At 67.5% G+C, this 16,201-nt stretch carries 11 protein-coding genes; 6 read left to right on the forward strand and 5 right to left on the reverse strand.

Features of this window, described 5'->3' with window-relative positions:
- The first annotated feature begins 20 nt into the window (after positions 1-20).
- The 4 genes from M2282_RS27685 (at position 21) to M2282_RS27700 (ending at position 2,665) form a co-directional block, all read left to right on the forward strand.
- Positions 21-581 (forward strand): hypothetical protein, encoded by a 561-nt coding sequence (locus M2282_RS27685; RefSeq protein WP_280811987.1) that lies wholly within the window; start codon positions 21-23, stop codon positions 579-581.
- 53 nt (positions 582-634) lie between these two features.
- On the forward strand, positions 635-1,144 hold the full coding sequence (locus M2282_RS27690) for a phasin family protein (RefSeq protein ID WP_280811988.1): 510 nt from the start codon (positions 635-637) through the stop codon (positions 1,142-1,144).
- A 22-nt stretch (positions 1,145-1,166) separates the two neighbouring features.
- Positions 1,167-1,802, forward strand: coding sequence for a TetR/AcrR family transcriptional regulator (locus tag M2282_RS27695; RefSeq protein WP_280811989.1), 636 nt, complete (start codon positions 1,167-1,169; stop codon positions 1,800-1,802).
- Positions 1,803-1,891: 89 nt separating this feature from the next.
- Positions 1,892-2,665, forward strand: a complete 774-nt coding sequence (locus tag M2282_RS27700; protein ID WP_280811990.1) for an esterase/lipase family protein — start codon at positions 1,892-1,894, stop codon at positions 2,663-2,665.
- A gap of 41 nt (positions 2,666-2,706) precedes the next feature.
- Here the strand turns inward: M2282_RS27700 and M2282_RS27705 are convergent, their stop codons facing one another.
- From M2282_RS27705 to M2282_RS27725, 5 genes are all read right to left on the reverse strand, one after another.
- Positions 2,707-4,002, reverse strand: coding sequence for an MFS transporter (locus tag M2282_RS27705; RefSeq protein WP_280811991.1), 1,296 nt, complete (start codon positions 4,000-4,002; stop codon positions 2,707-2,709).
- Positions 4,003-4,013: 11 nt separating this feature from the next.
- A complete protein-coding gene (gene chrA, locus M2282_RS27710) occupies positions 4,014-5,393 on the reverse strand; it encodes a chromate efflux transporter (RefSeq protein ID WP_280811992.1) in 1,380 nt (459 codons plus the stop codon).
- A gap of 115 nt (positions 5,394-5,508) precedes the next feature.
- The gene (locus M2282_RS27715; protein ID WP_280811993.1) at positions 5,509-8,727 is read right to left on the reverse strand and encodes a bifunctional cytochrome P450/NADPH--P450 reductase; all 3,219 of its coding nucleotides are present in this window, start codon (positions 8,725-8,727) and stop codon (positions 5,509-5,511) included.
- A gap of 443 nt (positions 8,728-9,170) precedes the next feature.
- The gene (locus M2282_RS27720) at positions 9,171-10,427 is read right to left on the reverse strand and encodes a branched-chain amino acid ABC transporter substrate-binding protein (RefSeq protein WP_280811994.1); all 1,257 of its coding nucleotides are present in this window, start codon (positions 10,425-10,427) and stop codon (positions 9,171-9,173) included.
- A gap of 24 nt (positions 10,428-10,451) precedes the next feature.
- Positions 10,452-11,150 (reverse strand): TetR/AcrR family transcriptional regulator, encoded by a 699-nt coding sequence (locus M2282_RS27725; RefSeq protein WP_280811995.1) that lies wholly within the window; start codon positions 11,148-11,150, stop codon positions 10,452-10,454.
- 86 nt (positions 11,151-11,236) lie between these two features.
- Here M2282_RS27725 and M2282_RS27730 point away from each other — a divergent pair, with 86 nt between their 5' ends.
- Both M2282_RS27730 and M2282_RS27735 read left to right on the forward strand, forming a co-directional pair.
- Positions 11,237-12,850, forward strand: coding sequence for an AMP-binding protein (locus M2282_RS27730; protein ID WP_280811996.1), 1,614 nt, complete (start codon positions 11,237-11,239; stop codon positions 12,848-12,850).
- A gap of 10 nt (positions 12,851-12,860) precedes the next feature.
- On the forward strand, positions 12,861-16,154 hold the full coding sequence (locus M2282_RS27735; RefSeq protein WP_280811997.1) for a carboxyl transferase domain-containing protein: 3,294 nt from the start codon (positions 12,861-12,863) through the stop codon (positions 16,152-16,154).
- The last annotated feature ends 47 nt before the right edge of the window (positions 16,155-16,201 follow it).

Below are 16,201 nucleotides of genomic sequence, written 5' to 3' on the forward strand. Positions count from 1 at the left end.
ACTTCAAGGAAATCTTCATCATGTCCACGCAAACCACCCTCGCTTCCGCAGCCATCCACGTCGTCGGCCAGTACAACGACGCGGGCAAGACCCTGGTCGGCGCCTACCGCACCGGCGTGCATCGCCTCCTGGGCGGCGCCGCTTCGCGCTACAGCAACTTCCTGGGCAGCCGCCAGATCCCGCTGGTGAGCGAACAGATCAAGGCCAACCTGATCGGTGCGCAAGAGAAGGTCAACGGCTTCCTGGCCAACCGCCTGGACATCGACACCAGCCGCATCGTCTCGGTGATGGACCGCGTTGCCGCCGGCACCACCAGCGGCATCGAAACCGTGGCCGGCCGCGTGGCCCGCGTCGAATCGCCGGTCGTCACCTCGGTGCTGAACACCCTGAACGCCGTCAACCAGCCGATCGCCACCGTCTCGGTGCAGATCGCCGACCGCATCGCCGCCGGTGCCAAGCAGATCGAAACCCGCGTGGCCGGCGTGGACGCTGAAATCGCCAAGCCCGTGCGCACCGTGAAGCCCAAGGCCGCCGTGGCCAAGAAGCCGGTTCGCCGCGCTGCCGCCCGCAAGGCGGCCTGACCCCCGAGGCGCTCTGCGCCTCTTTTTCTTTCTGCTATCTGGAGCACCACTGAATGGCGACCCGCACTGACGAAACTGCAAAGTTGAAGAAGAAGGCGACGCCTGGGAAGAAAGCTCCGGCGGCGAAGAAGAAGTCTGCTGCGCCCGCGGCGAAGAAAACCGCCGCCAAGACCAAGACCAAGACCACGGCCAAGACCGCCGCCGCACCCGGCAAGGCCGAAGGCCTTCTGCGTGCGGGTCTCAAGGCGCTGGACAACGTGCGCAACGACGTCGCCAAGCGGCAGGCCAACGTGATCGAAGGCTTGCTCGGCATCGGGCAGGGCAAGGTCGATGCGACGGCTGCCAAGGCAGCGCTCACCCGCGGCTTTCCGAGCCTCGACAGCTTCGGCATCCGCAAGTTCGAGGACGTGTTCGACCAGCGCGTCGCCACCGCCCTGCAACGCCTGGGCATGCCGAGTGCGCAAGAGGTGCAGGCACTGCGCGACGAGGTGGCGGACCTGCGCGAACGCCTCGTGCAATTCGAGAACAACGCCGGGCCGCGCAGCGGCAGCGGCAAACGCTGAGCGACGACGACGCAAGCCGGTTGTGGCCAGTTCCAACACCACGCGCGACCGCATCCTGCAGACCAGCCTCGCGCTGTTCAATGCGGAAGGATTGGCGGCCGTGTCCACGCACAAGATCGCCGCCGAGCTCGGCATGAGCCCGGGCAACCTGCACTACCACTTCAAGGCCAAGCAGCTGATCGTCGAGTGGCTGTTCCGGCGCTTCGAGCAGCGGCTCGAGGCGCTCAACGGTTCCTCGCCGTCGATCACGGCCATCGACGACCTCTGGCTCGCGCTGCACCTGCGCTTCGAGGCCATCGACGAGTACCGCTTCATCTACCGCGACATGGCCTTCCTGGCCAGCGAATACCCGGCCCTCGGCCAGCGCGCGCAGGCGCTCACCGCGCAGAACCTGCTCGCCGCGCAGACGCTGTGCGAAGGGCTGGTGGCTTCTGGCGTGATCGAGACCAGCGCCGAGCAGGCGCGCATCCTGGCCTTGCAGATGGTGTTCACCACCACCTGCTGGTTGTCGTTCGAGCGGCTGGTGCCCGGGCGCGATGCCCTGGCGCAGGCCGATCCCGGTCTGGCGGCTTTCTATACGCTCACGCTGGTTTCCCCGTATGTTTCCAGCGAATCGAGGGCTTACCTCGATTACCTGAGGGGCAAATACCTCGGATAAATGAGGAAGTCGTCTGACGGGAGAGTGCAACCATGGCCCCTCATGCTCGTCTTACGAAAACAGAGAAAACCCGAAAGAAAGCTGCTTCCATGACCACCGCCACCCACGATCACATCGCACCGCCTTCGCGCCTGCTGCTGTTGGCAGAGGCGCGTGCCCTTTGGGAAACAGGCGCCGGCATCGCCATGTGGCCGCTGCTGCAACTCACGCCGCGCGGCGACGGGCACCCGGTGCTCGTGCTGCCGGGCCTGGTGGCGAGCGACGTTTCCACCTTGCTGCTGCGCCGCTACCTGACGAGCCGCGGCTACGACGCCCATGGCTGGGGCCTGGGCCGCAACCTCGGCCCGCGCGAAGGCGTGGAAGACGGCATGGTGCAACTGCTGCAGAACCTGAATGAGAAGAGCGGCCAGAAGGTCAGCGTGATCGGCTGGAGCCTCGGCGGCGTCTATGCGCGGCTGCTGGCGTCTGCGCAGCCGGATCTGATCCGCAACGTCATCACCCTGGGCAGCCCGTTCTCCGGCAGCCCGCGCGCGACCAACGCATGGCGCGTGTACGAAGGCGTCAGCGGCCAGAGTTCGCACGACCCGCGCCGCATGAAGCACGTGCAGCCCACGCCGCCGGTGCCGACCACCTCGATCTTCAGCCGCACCGACGGCGTTGTCGCCTGGCGCTGCAGCATCGAGAAGACCGGCCCGCAGTCGGAGAACATCGAAGTGATGGCAAGCCATCTGGGGCTCGGTGCGCATCCCGCGGTGCTCTACGCGGTGGCCGACCGGCTGGCGCAGCCCGAGGGCGAATGGAAGCCCTTCAACCGCGGCCTGCTGGGGCCGCTGGTCTATCCCGATCCCGACCGCGACTTGTGAGCCTTGGATGCGCATGTTTCCGATGCGCATCGCGAGCAGCTTCACGGGTCGACGGTTCGCTCCTCCTCCTCCTCGAGCCGATCCCGCCGCATGGCGCGCCATAGCGCGAGGTCGTAGCAGATCTTGAGAAGGCCGCTGGCGACGAGCGGCAACGAGATCCAGCCGGCTGCGAACAGCGCGCCGCTCAGCGTCGGGCTGATGGCGGCGGCCAAGCTTCGCGGCACGGCCGTAAAGCTCGCGGCGGCACTGCGCTCAGCCGGCGTCACGACCGCCATCACGTACGCTGTTCGAGTGGGCACGTCCATGGAAGAAAGCGCGCTGCGGATCATCAGCAGGCCCAGCGCCAGCGGCAAGCTCGGCGCCAGGGCGGCCAGCACCAGGCAGACATTGGCCGGCAGGTGCGTGAAGACCATGGTGTTGAGCAACCCGATGCGCCGCGCCACAAGCGGGGCCGCAAGCTGTGATGCCGCGCCGAGGAGGCCGGTCCAGAAGAAGAACACGCCTGCCTGGGCCAGCGACAGGCCGAATCGCTCCAGCAGCCACAGCGACATCAGCGCGTTGACCGTCAGGCCACCCGCAAACGCGTCGACGCTGAAGAGGGCTGCCAGCCGCACCACGACGCGGCGTGAAGGTCCGAGGGGCGCGGGCGCCATAGGCACGCTGTCGGCGTTGCCGGTGACCGCATGGGCCGGCAGGTTCCGATAGAGCCGGAAGACGACCAGGCCGATCGCCGCGTAGACCGCGAACATGCCGCGCAAGGCGTCCAGGCGCGCGAAGTCGCCATGGCGAACCAGCCAGTCCGGAACCGCCGCGGCCAGCGCGCCGAACGCAGCACACAGGGCGCCCAGAAGGCTGTAGCGGGCGAACAGGGTGGTTCGCGCATGGCCTTTCGCTGCCGCCGCGAGCCGCGCGTGCTCCAGTGGAAGGAACACGCTGACGTCGCCGGAACTGGGATTGAGCGTGCCGACCAGCGCGACGACCAGCAAAGGCCAGAACGAGCTCAGGCCCGCAAAGCCCAGGCCGGTCGCGGCCATCAGCAAGGCGGCGCCGCGCAGCAGCCGCCCGCCCGGGAAACGGTACCCCCAGGCGCCGACCGCGAGCGTTGCGAGTGCCGAGCCCAGCATCGTCGCCGTGCTGACGATGCCCACCTCCAGCGTGCCGAGGCCAATCGACAGCAGATAGGCCGGCAGCAGCACCGCCATGTAGCCGTCGCCGAATGCGCGAAGTCCGCGCGCGGCGAGCAAGGGGAGCGCGCCGGGATTGACCCCGGAGGGCAGCAGGCGCGCGAGACCTGCGAGCGGGGCGGGGCCTGGGCGCCGATCGGGTTTGTCCAACATGGCCACTTCTTTCAGCGCATCGGCAGCGCAAGCAGCAAAGTGACCATCGACCCGATGGCCGCGCAGGCGGCAAGCAACGGCATCACGCCGACCTTGAAGCGGAACAGCGCGACGGCCGCGGCGATGGCGATGGCTGCCGAGATCGCGTCGAAGCGGCCTCCGAAGCCCTGCGGCCACAGCACGTGGTACGCGAAGAAGAGCGCCAGGTTCAGGATCACGCCGACCACGGCCGCAGTGATGGCCGACAGCGGCGCAGTGAAGCGCAGCTTGCCGTGCGTGGCCTCGATGGCCGGCCCGCCCGCAAGGATGAAGATGAATGACGGCAGGAAGGTGAAGAAGGTGACGACTGTGGCCGCCAGCGCTCCCGAGAGGAACAGCGCATCGGGTCCCAGGACCTGCTTGAGCCATCCGCCGACGAAGCCGACGAAAGCCACGACCATGATGAGCGGCCCCGGCGTCGTCTCGCCCAGGGCAAGTCCGTCGATCATCTGTGTCGCCGACAGCCACTGCTGGTGTTCGACAGCGCCCTGGTAAACGTAGGGCAGCACCGCGTAGGCACCACCGAAGGTCAGCAACGCCGCCTTGGTGAAAAACCAGCCCATCTGTGCGAGCGTGCCCTGCAGTCCCTGCGTGGCAATCAGGGCGCCCATGGCCAGCAGCCAAAGGCCCAGGCCGACCGCGAGGATCCTGGCGAGGTGCGAGCGCGAGAAGCGCGCGTGCGGCGGCGTTGGCGTGTCGTCGTCGATCAGCGCCGGGCCGTAGCTTTGCTTCGCGCTGCCGTGGCCGCCACCGAGCGCGAACACGCCGGGTGCCCATCGCGCCCCGAGGTGGCCGATCAGTCCGGCTGCGATCACGATCGCTGGGAATGGCGCGCCGAACGCGAAGATGGCCACGAAGGCCGCGGCTGCAATGCCCCACATCCATCCGTTCTTCAATGCGCGGCTGCCGATGCGGTGTGCCGCATGGAGCACCAGCGCCGTGACCGCCGGCTTGATGCCGTAGAAGATGCCGGCCACCACCGGCACGTTGCCAAAGCGCATGTAGATCCACGACAGCGCGATCAGGATGAACAGCGACGGCAGGACGAACAGGGCGCCGGCAACGATGCCGCCGCGCGTGCGGTGCATGAGCCAGCCGATGTAGGTGGCCAGTTGCTGCGCCTCGGGGCCGGGCAGCAGCATGCAGAAGTTCAGCGCATGCAGAAAACGTTTTTCGCTGATCCAGCGGCGCCGCTCCACGAGCTCGGTGTGCATGATCGCGATCTGTCCAGCCGGGCCGCCGAAGCTGATGAAGCCGAGCTTGAGCCAGAAGCGAAAAGCCTCGGCGAAGGAAACGGTGGGGGGCGGTGCGCCGTGCGCGGGGGAGGTGTCGTCGGAAATAGCGGTGTCCACGGAAAGCTCCGTTGTGAGTCACCAGCACTTGGACGGGACACCGTCGATCTTTGCAGGCCGGGAGGCTGTGTTCCCGGGATGCGGATGGTAGCAGCGAAGCCGAATCCCGCGCCCGTCAGCTGCCGGCCCACACGTCGAGCACGTAGCGTTGGTCGGCAATCATCTTGTCCATCCAGGTATTGCTGTCGTGCCCGTGTTCGCGCGCGATGTCGGTCAGCGTGCGCCGCACGTCGGGCTCCATGCGCGAGCCGTCGCCGCACACGTAGATCACGCCGCCGGCTTCGAGCAGCTTCCACACGGCCGCGGCCTGTTCGCGGATCAGGTCCTGCACATAGACCTTGCGCTCGCCCGAGCGCGAGAACGCGGTGTGCAGCTTCATCAGGCCGCGGTGCGACCACCCCTGCAGCTCCTCGGCATAGATGAAGTCCTGCTCCGGATGGCGGCAGCCGAAGAACAGCATCGCCTCGCCCAATGCTTCGCCGCGCTCGGCCCGCGCCGCGCGCTCCTGCAGGAAGCCGCGGAACGGCGCAAGGCCGGTGCCGGGGCCGATCATGATCAGCGGACGCTTCGCGTCTTCCGGCAGGCGGAAGCCCTCGGCCGTGGTCTCGCGGATCACGCCGTGCACCGTGTCGCCCGCCTCCGCGCGCGCCAGGTAGTTGGAGCACACGCCCTCGAAGGTGCCGTTGCCCGAGAGCGCGGGCTCGCTCACCACGCCCACGGTCACGCTGCAGCGGCCCGGCGTCATCGCCGGCGACGAAGAGATCGAGTAGTAGCGCGGCGACAGCGGCGACAGCATTTCCAGGAACACCGCGAACGGTACTTGGCAGGCGCGGTGTTCTTCCAGCAGTTCGAGCAGCGACTTGCGCTTGTGCAGCACCTCGGCCTTGTACGCGGCCTGCGAGGCCTCGTCGCTGCCCGAGAGCGCGGCGAGCTTCGGCTTGGTGAAGGGGCACTCGGTGTGGGCCGCGAGCGTGGCGATCTGCTTGCGCGTGGCCACGTCCTGCAGTTCGACGTAGTCGCCCAGCAGGCGGTCGACCGCGATCACCTGGTCGACTGGCAGTGCGGCCTTGCGGCCCGGCACGGCCGAAAGGCGCACATGCGCCGAGCGGTCGAAGCCGAAGCGCGCCATCGCACGTTCGACCTGCGCGGGGCTGTTGCGCGGCACCACGCTCAGGTGGTCACCGGGCACGTAGTTCACGCCCTCGGGCAGCATCAGCTCGACGTGGCGCGTGGAGCGGCTGCTCTCGGCATCGCTGCCGGGGCTTTGCAGTTCGCGGTTCTCGACGACGCGCAAGGCCACGGCGCCCAGCGCATCGACCAGCGCGTTCTTCTGCGGCGGCGGCAGTTCCTCGAGCGTGTAGAGCGGCTCGGCCTCGGCCGGCGTGTCGGCGCCGGCCTTGATGCCGAAGGCCTTCACCAGCTCGGGCCAGAGCGCATCGCTCCAGTCCTGGAAGGCACCGTCCATGTCCTCGCGCGCATCGCCTTCGCCGCGCGGATGCACGCGCGTGGCGCCCAGCGTTTCGAGCCGCTCGTCGATGCGGCGCGGCACGGCCTGGTAGGTAGCGGCCCAGTCGGTGTTGCCGCAGCCGAACACGCTGAAGCGCACGCCGTTGAGCGCGTCGTCGGCCTTGTCGAGCCAGCGGTGGAACTCGGCCGCGTTGTCGGGCGCGACGCCGTTGTACGAGGCGCAGACGATCGCCACCGCACCGTTGGCCGGCAGGCGCTCGGCATAGTCGTCGAGCGAGGCCACCTGCGTGGAAAAGCCGCGCAGCTCGCCGGCCTCGGCCAGTTGCCGCGCGAGGTCTTCGGCGGTGCCGAGGTTGGAGCCCTGCAGCACCAGCAACGAGGTGCCGTGGCGCGCCGCTTGAGGTTTGCGCGCGACGGGTTTGGCGGGTGCGTCCGGCGTGGCGTTCGCTTCGCCGTTGCCGCGCGGGCGTGAGGCCGGATCGCGCAAGAGCGCCTTGATCTTGAAGTTCTCCGGCTTGATCGTCAGCGCTTCCTTGATCTTGAGCTTGTAGCCCGTGTGATCGACCAGGTTGAAGCGTTGCAGGATCATGCCCAGCGTGAGCACCGCCTCCTGCAGGGCGAACTGCCGCCCGATGCAGGCGCGCTGCCCGTTGCCGAAGGGCTTGAAGGCATTCACCGGCCGCTCGCGCTCGGCTTCGCGGCTGAAATTGTCGGGGTTGAACTGGTCGGCGTTCTCGCCCCAGATGCCCTTGTCACGGTGCAGCGCGAGCGCATGCATGATGACCATGTTGTTCTTCTTGATCGTGTACTGGCCGCCGATGGTCGTGTCTTCCTTGGCGCGCATCGAGATGGCGGGCGCGGTCGGGTACATGCGCAGCGATTCCTTGAGCACCTGCATCACGTACTGCAGGCGGTTGACCTGCGCATAGGTGGGCTTCTGCGAGGTGTCGCCACCGAACACGCTGTCGACCTCGGCCTGCGCCTTGGCCATGGCCTCGGGGCTGTTGAGCAAAAAGTAGATCGCGAACGAGAGCAGGCCGCTGGTGGTCTCGTGGCCCGCGATGAGGAATTCGATGCACTCGTCGCGGATCATCTTGTCGGTGAGCTGCTCGCCGCTCTTCTTGTCCACGCCCGCGATCATGTAGCTCAGGAGGTCGGGCTTGGTGGCGATGTCGGCTCCGCTCGCGCGCCGCTCCTCGATGATGTCTTCCACCATCTTGTGCATGTAGCGGATGTCCTTGCGCTGCTGGTTGAGCTCCTTCTTGAGCATCAGCTCTTCGAGCGGCAGGCCGCGGCGGTTCTGCACCGTCTCCAGCGTGCGCACCATCGCATCGACAAAAGGATGGAAGCCCTCGCGGTAGAACGAATTGAAGCGGTAGCCGAAGCCGCACAGGCCGATGGTGTCCAGCGTGAGCGCGGTCATGTCGCGCACCACGTCCACTTCTTCGTCGAAGTTCAGCCGCTCCCACTTGGTGACCAGCTGGCCCGCGATGTCCAGCATCATCGGGTGGTAGGCCTGCATCGCGCGCTGGCTGAAGTTGGCCAGCAGGATGTTGTGCGGCTTGGACCAGGTCTCTTCGTGCGTGTCGGAGGTGAAGAGGCCGTGCGATGCGGCGCGCAGCCGGCGCAATGCACCGCGCGTGCTCTTGTCGAAGCGCGCTTCCTCGCAGAGCTCGTCGACCAGCGCGGGCGACGACACCACGATCACCGGCATGCCCGGCATGTCGAGCCAGTAGATGCCGCCCAGGTCCTGCGCGATCTTCCACATGTCGAGCACGGGGGAGTCGGAGCCGATCGACAGCAGGTTTCCGACGAAGGGTTTCTTCGCCGGATGCGGGATCGGATAGAGCGAGTTTTTGCCTGCCATTTGGTGTTGTGCCTTTTGGAATGGACCCGCTTCGGAAATCCGTGAGGTGCCACCCGGAGTATCCGGACGGCACAGGGGGCAGGCAGGACGGGGTTTCCCCTAGAAATGTCCGTGCGGTTCTCGGCTGCGAAGAGCTTGGGGTGCGCTCGCGCAGTTCAGGGCGCGCTCGCGCCGACGGGGTGCCTTGCTCCGCGAATGTCCCCCGCCCTTCGGGCTCCTCCTTGATTTCGCTGCGCAAGGCACCCCATCGGCGCGAGCGTTGTGAGCGTCGGTGGTTGGTCGCTCGATCACCCGGAGCGTGCCCAGGTGCGAAGAGCACCGGGTGCTCCCCGCAGCGAAATCAAGGAGGAGGGCGAAGCCCGGGGGACATTCGCGGAGGGGAGTACCCGGTGTTCTTCGCACGCCCCCCGACCTGAGAAAACTCGAACCCCATCAGCAAAAAGTCAGGGCCGAACCATCTTGCACTCGGTCCCCTGCGCCAGCTCGTTGCCGGTGTAGACCGCGTCGGTGCGAAAGCCGTAGTTCGTACCTTCCCAGCCCGTCTTCACCGTCTTGCCGTCCACCGGCGCGATGGTGTTGACCACCTGCGGCAGCAGCAACTGGTGGTCTTCGGCGCGCATGCGCACCGGGCCGACCACCGAGTCGAAGACCATGTCTTCGAGCGCGCGCGCCACCTTCACGGTGTCGTCGCTGCCGGCCTTGTTGATGGCCAGCGCCAGGAGGCGCGGCGTCATGTCGATGCGCGGCGCGAGAAAGTCCTTGCCGGTCTTGGCCCTGTAGGCCTTGGCCAGCGCGTCTGCCTTGGGTGTGTCGGCTTGGCCCGGGTGCCACTCGGCCACCCAGGTCAACTGCCCTGTCTTCGCTTGCGACACCGCGGTGACGGTGCCCGGCACCGAGCCCGCGCTGTGGTTGAAGTAGCGCAGGTTGTAGCCCGCATCGCCCGCGGCCTTGAGCAGCAGCGTCATGTCCTGTCCCCAGTTGCCGGTGATGACCGAATCGGCGCCGCTCTGGCGGATGTTGGCGATGTAGGGCGCGAAGTCCTTCACGCGGCCGATGGGGTGCAGCGCCTCGCCCACGAACTGCACGTCGGGCCGTGCGAGGCCGACCATCTGCCGGCCGTAGCTGGCCCACTGCTTGCCGTGCGCATAGTCCTGGTTGAGCAGGTAGACCTTCTTCACATCCGGCGTCTTCTTGATGTAGTTGGCCAGCGCCTTCATCTTCATCGCGGTATTGGCCTCGGTCTGGAAGTGCCAGAAGCTGCAGCCCTTGCCGGTCATCTCGGGGTCGATGGAGGAGTGGTTCAACACGATCAGCTCCTTCCCCGGATTGCGCTGGTTCCAGCGCGCCACCGACTGCACCAGCGCCGTGACCACCGAGGAGCCCGAGCCACCCGTGACGATGGCCTTCGCGCCCTGGTCGATGGCCGCCTGCAGCGCGCTTTGGCTCTCCTGCGCCGAGAGCTTGCTGTCGAACTGCAGCAGCTGCAGCCTGGTGCCGCCGAGCACGCCGCCCTTGGCGTTGATGTCCTCGATGGCGTACTGCGTGTGCATCAGCATCAGCTCGCCGACGTTGGCGAAGGGGCCCGAAAGCGGATCGATGTAGGCGATCTTGTAGGTCGGCTGCTGCGCATGCGCTGCGCCCGCGATGCAAAGCAGGCAGGCAAGGGCGATCCGCGTCGAGGGCGCTTTCTTGAGCTTCATGGTGTGTCTCCGGAGGTTGTGCAATCAGTCTTTGGCGCGCAGCCCGATCACGCGGCTTGCGAGCTTCGTGAGCTCGACCACCACCTCGTCGGGCGAGAGCCGGCCGCCGGGGCGGTACCAGCTGTACAGGAAGCCCGGCAGGCTGCAGGCCGCGAGCGCGGTGATCTTGGTCTCGCCGAAGTCGAGGTCGCCATCGCGCCGCGCCTCTTCGAGCAGCGGGCAAAGCAGGTCGTAGAAGTGGTGCGCGAGCTTCTTCTGCGCCGCGATGTACTCGGGCCGGTACACCTGCGGCTCGCGGTACGGAAAGAAGGCGCAGGGGTGATGCACGATGGTCGCGCGGATCAGCCGCTCGATGCCCTCGAGCACCTTCTCGCTCGCCCGGCGCGGGTCGTCGGCGGCGAAATCGAGCGCAGTGAAGCAGTCGACCGCGGGGCGCCACGACAGCGTCTCGAAGATCTCCTGCTTGTCGCGGAAGTAGTAGTACACGAAGGGCTTGGTCACGCCGAGCGCGCGAACGATCTGCGCCATCGTCGTGTTGGCGTAGCCCTGCGCGGCGAAGAGTTGCGCGGCCGCCTGCAGGATGCGCTCGCGCTGCGCGTCGGTGCTCTGCGTGGCCGCGCGCTGGCGGCCTGTGCCCTGCGGCAGGTGCGGTTGTGCCGCTGTGGCCGTTGGTTGCTTGTCGGCCCCAGAGGGTTTGTGCCGTGTCGCGGAAGTTATACCCATGGGTAGGATTGTTCGTGCACCATGCACCCATTGGCAAGCGCCTGCCCCTTGCAGGCGGCTATCGATAACCCTGAGAAAGAGACGCCATGGAGACACTGCCCGACCGTCCGCAACAGCCTTTGCACGAATACCTGCGCACCCATGCGCGCGAGCGCGGCGAGCGCGCCGCCTGCATCTGGTACGGCCATGCGATGAGCTGGTCCGAGCTCGACCGCGCGAGCGACGCCTTCGCCGCGCGGCTGCAAGCCCTTGGTGTGAAGAAGGGCGAGCCGGTCGTGCTCTTTCTCAACAACTGCCCGCAGTACCTGGTCGCGCACTTCGGCATCCAGAAGATCGGCGCCATCGTCTGCCCGAGTGGCCCGCTCAACAAGGAGCACGAGCTGGCGTACCAGGTCAACGACCTGAAGGCGCGCGTGATCGTCGCGGCTGCATCGCTGCTGCCGGTGGTGCGCAAGGTGCAGCCCGACAGCGCGCTCGCGCATGTGTTCGTGGTGCACTACGCGGACCTGCTGCCCGTGCCGGCCGCGCTCGACCTGCCGGCGGAACTCGCTGCCGAGCAGAAGACGCAGCGCAATGTGCCGTCCGATTGCGAAGACTTTCTTGCGGTGATGAAGTCCGATGCGAAGCCGGCGCCTGTGGCCGTCGACATGGACGACGTCGCACTCATGACCTACACCTCGGGCACCACCGGCCTGCCCAAGGGCGCAATGCTGAGCTACGGCAACGCGCTCTTCAAGACGCGCGCCGCGGCCGACTGCAACGGCGTGGGGTCGCACGATGTGCTGCTCTCCATCGCGCCGCTATATCACATCGCGGGCATGCTGATGGGCGTGAACGTGCCGGTGTTGAGCGGCGCCACCTCGGTGCTGCTGCACCGCTTCGATCCGCGCGCGGTGCTGCAGGCCATCGCGACGTACAGGGTCAGCTGGTGGTACAGCATCGCGCCGATGAACGTGGCATGCATGCAGGTGCCCGACATCGCGGGCTTCGACCTGTCGAGCCTCAAGATGAACCCGGTGACGAGCTTTGGCATCACCTTCACCGAACCGCTCGCCGCGCAGTGGCGCTCGCATGCCGCGAATTGCACGTCGTTCGAGGCCGCCTACGGTCTCAGCGAAACCCACACCTGCGACACCTACACGCCGCACCATGCGCCGCGCTGGGGCACGCAAGGCATTGCAGTGCCTGGCGTGACGATTCGCATCGTCGACACCGAAACGCAGGCCGACATGCCCGCCGGCGAAGTCGGCGAGATCGTGCTCACCAGCCCGGGCTCCTTCAAGGGCTACTGGAACAAGCCCGAGGCCACAGCCGCCACCTTGCGGAACGGCTGGGTGCACACGGGCGACATGGGCAAGCTCGATGCCGACGGCTACCTCACCTTCATCGGCCGCTTCAAGGAGATGATCAAGGTCTCGGGCTACAGCGTGTTCCCGGAAGAGGTAGAGACCATCCTCATCAAGCATCCCGCCGTGGCGCAGGCCGCGGTGATCGCGCAGCCAGATGCGGAGAAGGGCGAAGTCGTGAAGGCCTTCATCGTGCGCAAGCCCGATGCCCAGCTCGATGCCGACGCACTCATCGCCTGGTCGCGCGACAACATGGCGAGCTACAAGGCGCCGCGCGCCGTGAGCTTCATCGATGCATTGCCCACGACGGGCGCCGGCAAGGTGCTGCGCCGGTTGCTCAAAGACAAGAACTGAAAGACATCGCGTGTTCACCAAAGTTCTGATTGCCAACCGCGGCGAGATCGCCGTGCGGCTGGTGCGCGCATTGCGCGACCTCGGTATCGCCAGCGTGGCGGTGCATGCGCGCGACGATGCGTCGGCGCTTCATGTGCAACTGGCCGATGTGGCGGTGGCGCTCGATGCGACCGGGCCTTCGGCGTACCTGGATGTGGCCGCGCTGATAGCGGTCGCGAAGGCGCAGGGCTGCGATGCGGTGCATCCCGGCTATGGCTTCCTGAGCGAGCGGGCAGATTTCGCGCAGGCCTGTGCGGCTACCGGCCTGGTCTTCATCGGGCCTACATCCGAGCAGCTGGGCCTGTTCGGCGACAAGGCGCGCGCGCGCGAACTGGCCACGCAATGCGATGTGCCGGTGATGCCAGGCAGCGCAGGCGCGGTGACCCTCTCGCAGGCACAGGCCTTCTTCGCCGAGCAGCATGCACAGGGTGCGGGCGTGATGGTCAAGGCCATCGGTGGCGGCGGCGGGCGCGGCATGCGCGCGGTGCTGGATGCCGACGAACTGCCCGAGGCGCATGCACGCTGCATGTCCGAGGCCAAGGCGGCATTCGGCATCGAGGGCGTATACGTCGAGCGCCTGATGCGCAATGCGCGGCACATCGAGGTGCAGGTGCTGGGCGACGGGCAGGCCGTGGCCAGCCTGGGCGAGCGCGAGTGCACCTTGCAGCGGCGCTTCCAGAAGCTGGTGGAGATCGCGCCCAGCCCTTCGCTGCCGGAGGCGTTGCGCGTGAAAGTCACGCAGGCTGCGCTGCGCATGGCGAAGACGGTTGGGTATCGCGGGCTCGGCACTTTCGAATTCCTCGTCGATGCGGCATCGGCCACGCTGCCCTTCGTCTTCATCGAAGCCAATCCGCGCCTGCAGGTCGAGCACACGGTGACCGAGGCCGTCACCGGGCTGGACCTGGTGCAACTGCAGATGGCCGTCGCGTCCGGCGAATCCTTGAGCGCACTGGGCATCGAGGCCGATCGCACGGCGCCGCAGCGCGGCTTCGCGGTGCAGTGGCGCATCAACGCCGAGACGCTGGATGCGCAAGGCAGCGCGCGGCCTTCGGGTGGCACGCTCGCGCGCTTCGACCTGCCGAGCGGGCCGGGTGTGCGCGTCGATACGCACGGCTACGCGGGCCTTGCGCCATCTCCGCACTACGACACGCTGCTCGCCAAGCTGATCGTGCATTCACCGTCGCCGAACTTTGCCGATGCGCTGCGCCGCTCGCTGCGTGCGCTGGACGAATGCCGCATCGACGGCATCGCGACGAATCTCTCGCTGCTGCGCGCCATCGCCGCGCGGCCCGAGTTCGCGACGCAGGCGGTGCATACGCGCTTCGTCGAAGCGCATCTGGGCGATCTGCTGGCGGCTGCGGCATCGCTCGAAAAGCATGCGAAGCAGATCGCTCCTGCCGTCGCAGAGGCTCTGACCTCCGCAGGCGATGAAGCAGACGACCTCACCGTCAAAGCCCCGATGCCCGCGAAGCTGGTGCAGTTCGAAGTTGCCGTCGGCGATGTGGTCCCCGCCGGCGCGCAGCTCGGCGTGCTCGAAGCCATGAAGATGGAGCATCTGCTGCACGCGCCCTTTGCGGGCCGCGTGGTCGCGCTGCTCGCGGAGCCCGGCGACTACCTTGTGGAAGGCCAGTCGCTGGTGCGCCTGGAAGCCGTCGATGCGCAAGCTGTCGAGGCCGAGGCGCGCACCGAGCACGACCTCGACGCGATCCGCCCCGATCTGCAGAAGGTGATCGACCGCCACGCGCCGACGCTCGACGTCAACCGCAAGCCGGCTGTCGACAAGCGCCACGCGCAGGGCGGCCGCACCGCACGCGAGAACATCGCGGACTTGTGCGACACGGCGAACGATCCCGGCAACTTCATCGAATACGGCGCACTCGCCATCGCCGCGCAAACGCGCCGCCGCACCCTCGAAGACCTGATCGCCAACACACCGGCCGACGGCATGGTGACGGGCCTCGGCAGCATCAATGCGAAGCGGTTCGGCCCCGAGAAGTCGCGCTGCGCCGTGCTGGCCTACGACTACACGGTGCTTGCCGGCACGCAGGGCATGCGCAACCACCACAAGACCGACCGCCTGTTGGCGGTGGCGCACCAACTGAAGCTGCCGGTGGTGCTGTTCGCCGAAGGCGGCGGCGGCCGGCCGGGCGACACCGACATGCCCATCGTCGCGGGCCTGAACAACCACACCTTCAGCCAGTTCGCCGCGCTCTCAGGCAAGGTGCCGGTGGTCGGCATCGTGCATGGCCGCTGCTTTGCGGGCAATGCGGCGCTGCTGGGCTGCGCCGACGTGATCATCGCCACGCGCGGCAGCAACATCGGCATGAGCGGGCCCGCGATGATCGAGGGCGGCGGGCTCGGCACCTTCGCGCCCGAGCAGATCGGGCCGAGCAGCGTGCAGTCGCGCAACGGCGTGATCGACATCCTCGTGGAGGACGAAGCGGCCGCGGTTGCCGCAGCGAAGCAATACCTCTCGTACTTCCAGGGTCCGACCACCGATTGGCAATGCGCCGACTCGCGCGCGCTGCGCCACGTCGTGCCCGAGAACCGCCTGCGCGTGTACGACGTGCGTGCCGCAATGCGCGGCGTGGCCGACACCGGCTCGCTGCTCGAGCTGCGCGCGGGCTTCGGCGCGGGCATCGTCACCGCGCTCGCGCGCATCGAGGGCAAGCCGGTGGGCCTCATGGCCAACAACCCGCAGCACCTCGGCGGCGCCATCGACGTGGAGGCCGCGGACAAGTCCGCGCGCTTCATGCAGCTGTGCAATGCGCACGGGCTGCCCATCGTGTCGCTGTGCGACACGCCCGGCTTCATGGTCGGCCCCGAGATCGAGGCACAGGCGCAGGTGCGCCACGTGTGCCGCATGTTCATGGTGGCCTCGCACCTGCGCGTGCCCTTCTTCGCGGTGGTGCTGCGCAAGGGCTATGGCCTCGGTGCGCAGGCGATGACGGCCGGCGGCTTCGATGCGCCGGTGTTCACCGTGGCGTGGCCCACGGGCGAGTTCGGTGCGATGGGGCTCGAAGGTGCGGTGCGCCTGGGCTTTCGCAAGGAGCTCGCGGCGGTGCCTGAAGGCGCCGAGCGCGACGCGCTCTTCAAGCAACTCGTCGCACAGCAATATGCGAACGGCGAGGCGATCCACATGGCACAGACGCTGGAGATCGATGCGGTCATCGATCCGGCCGAGACGCGCACATGGCTGGTGCGCGGCCTGGCCTCCGCCACGCGTGCAGCGGCGCCTGTTTCTCCCTATGTAGACACTTGGTAACCGCGCGCTAGACCTCGTCACGCATGAGGGCAAGGTGGCTCCGTACA

This window comes from Variovorax boronicumulans (genome assembly GCF_029892485.1).
GTDB classification, from domain to species: domain Bacteria; phylum Pseudomonadota; class Gammaproteobacteria; order Burkholderiales; family Burkholderiaceae_C; genus Variovorax; species Variovorax boronicumulans_B.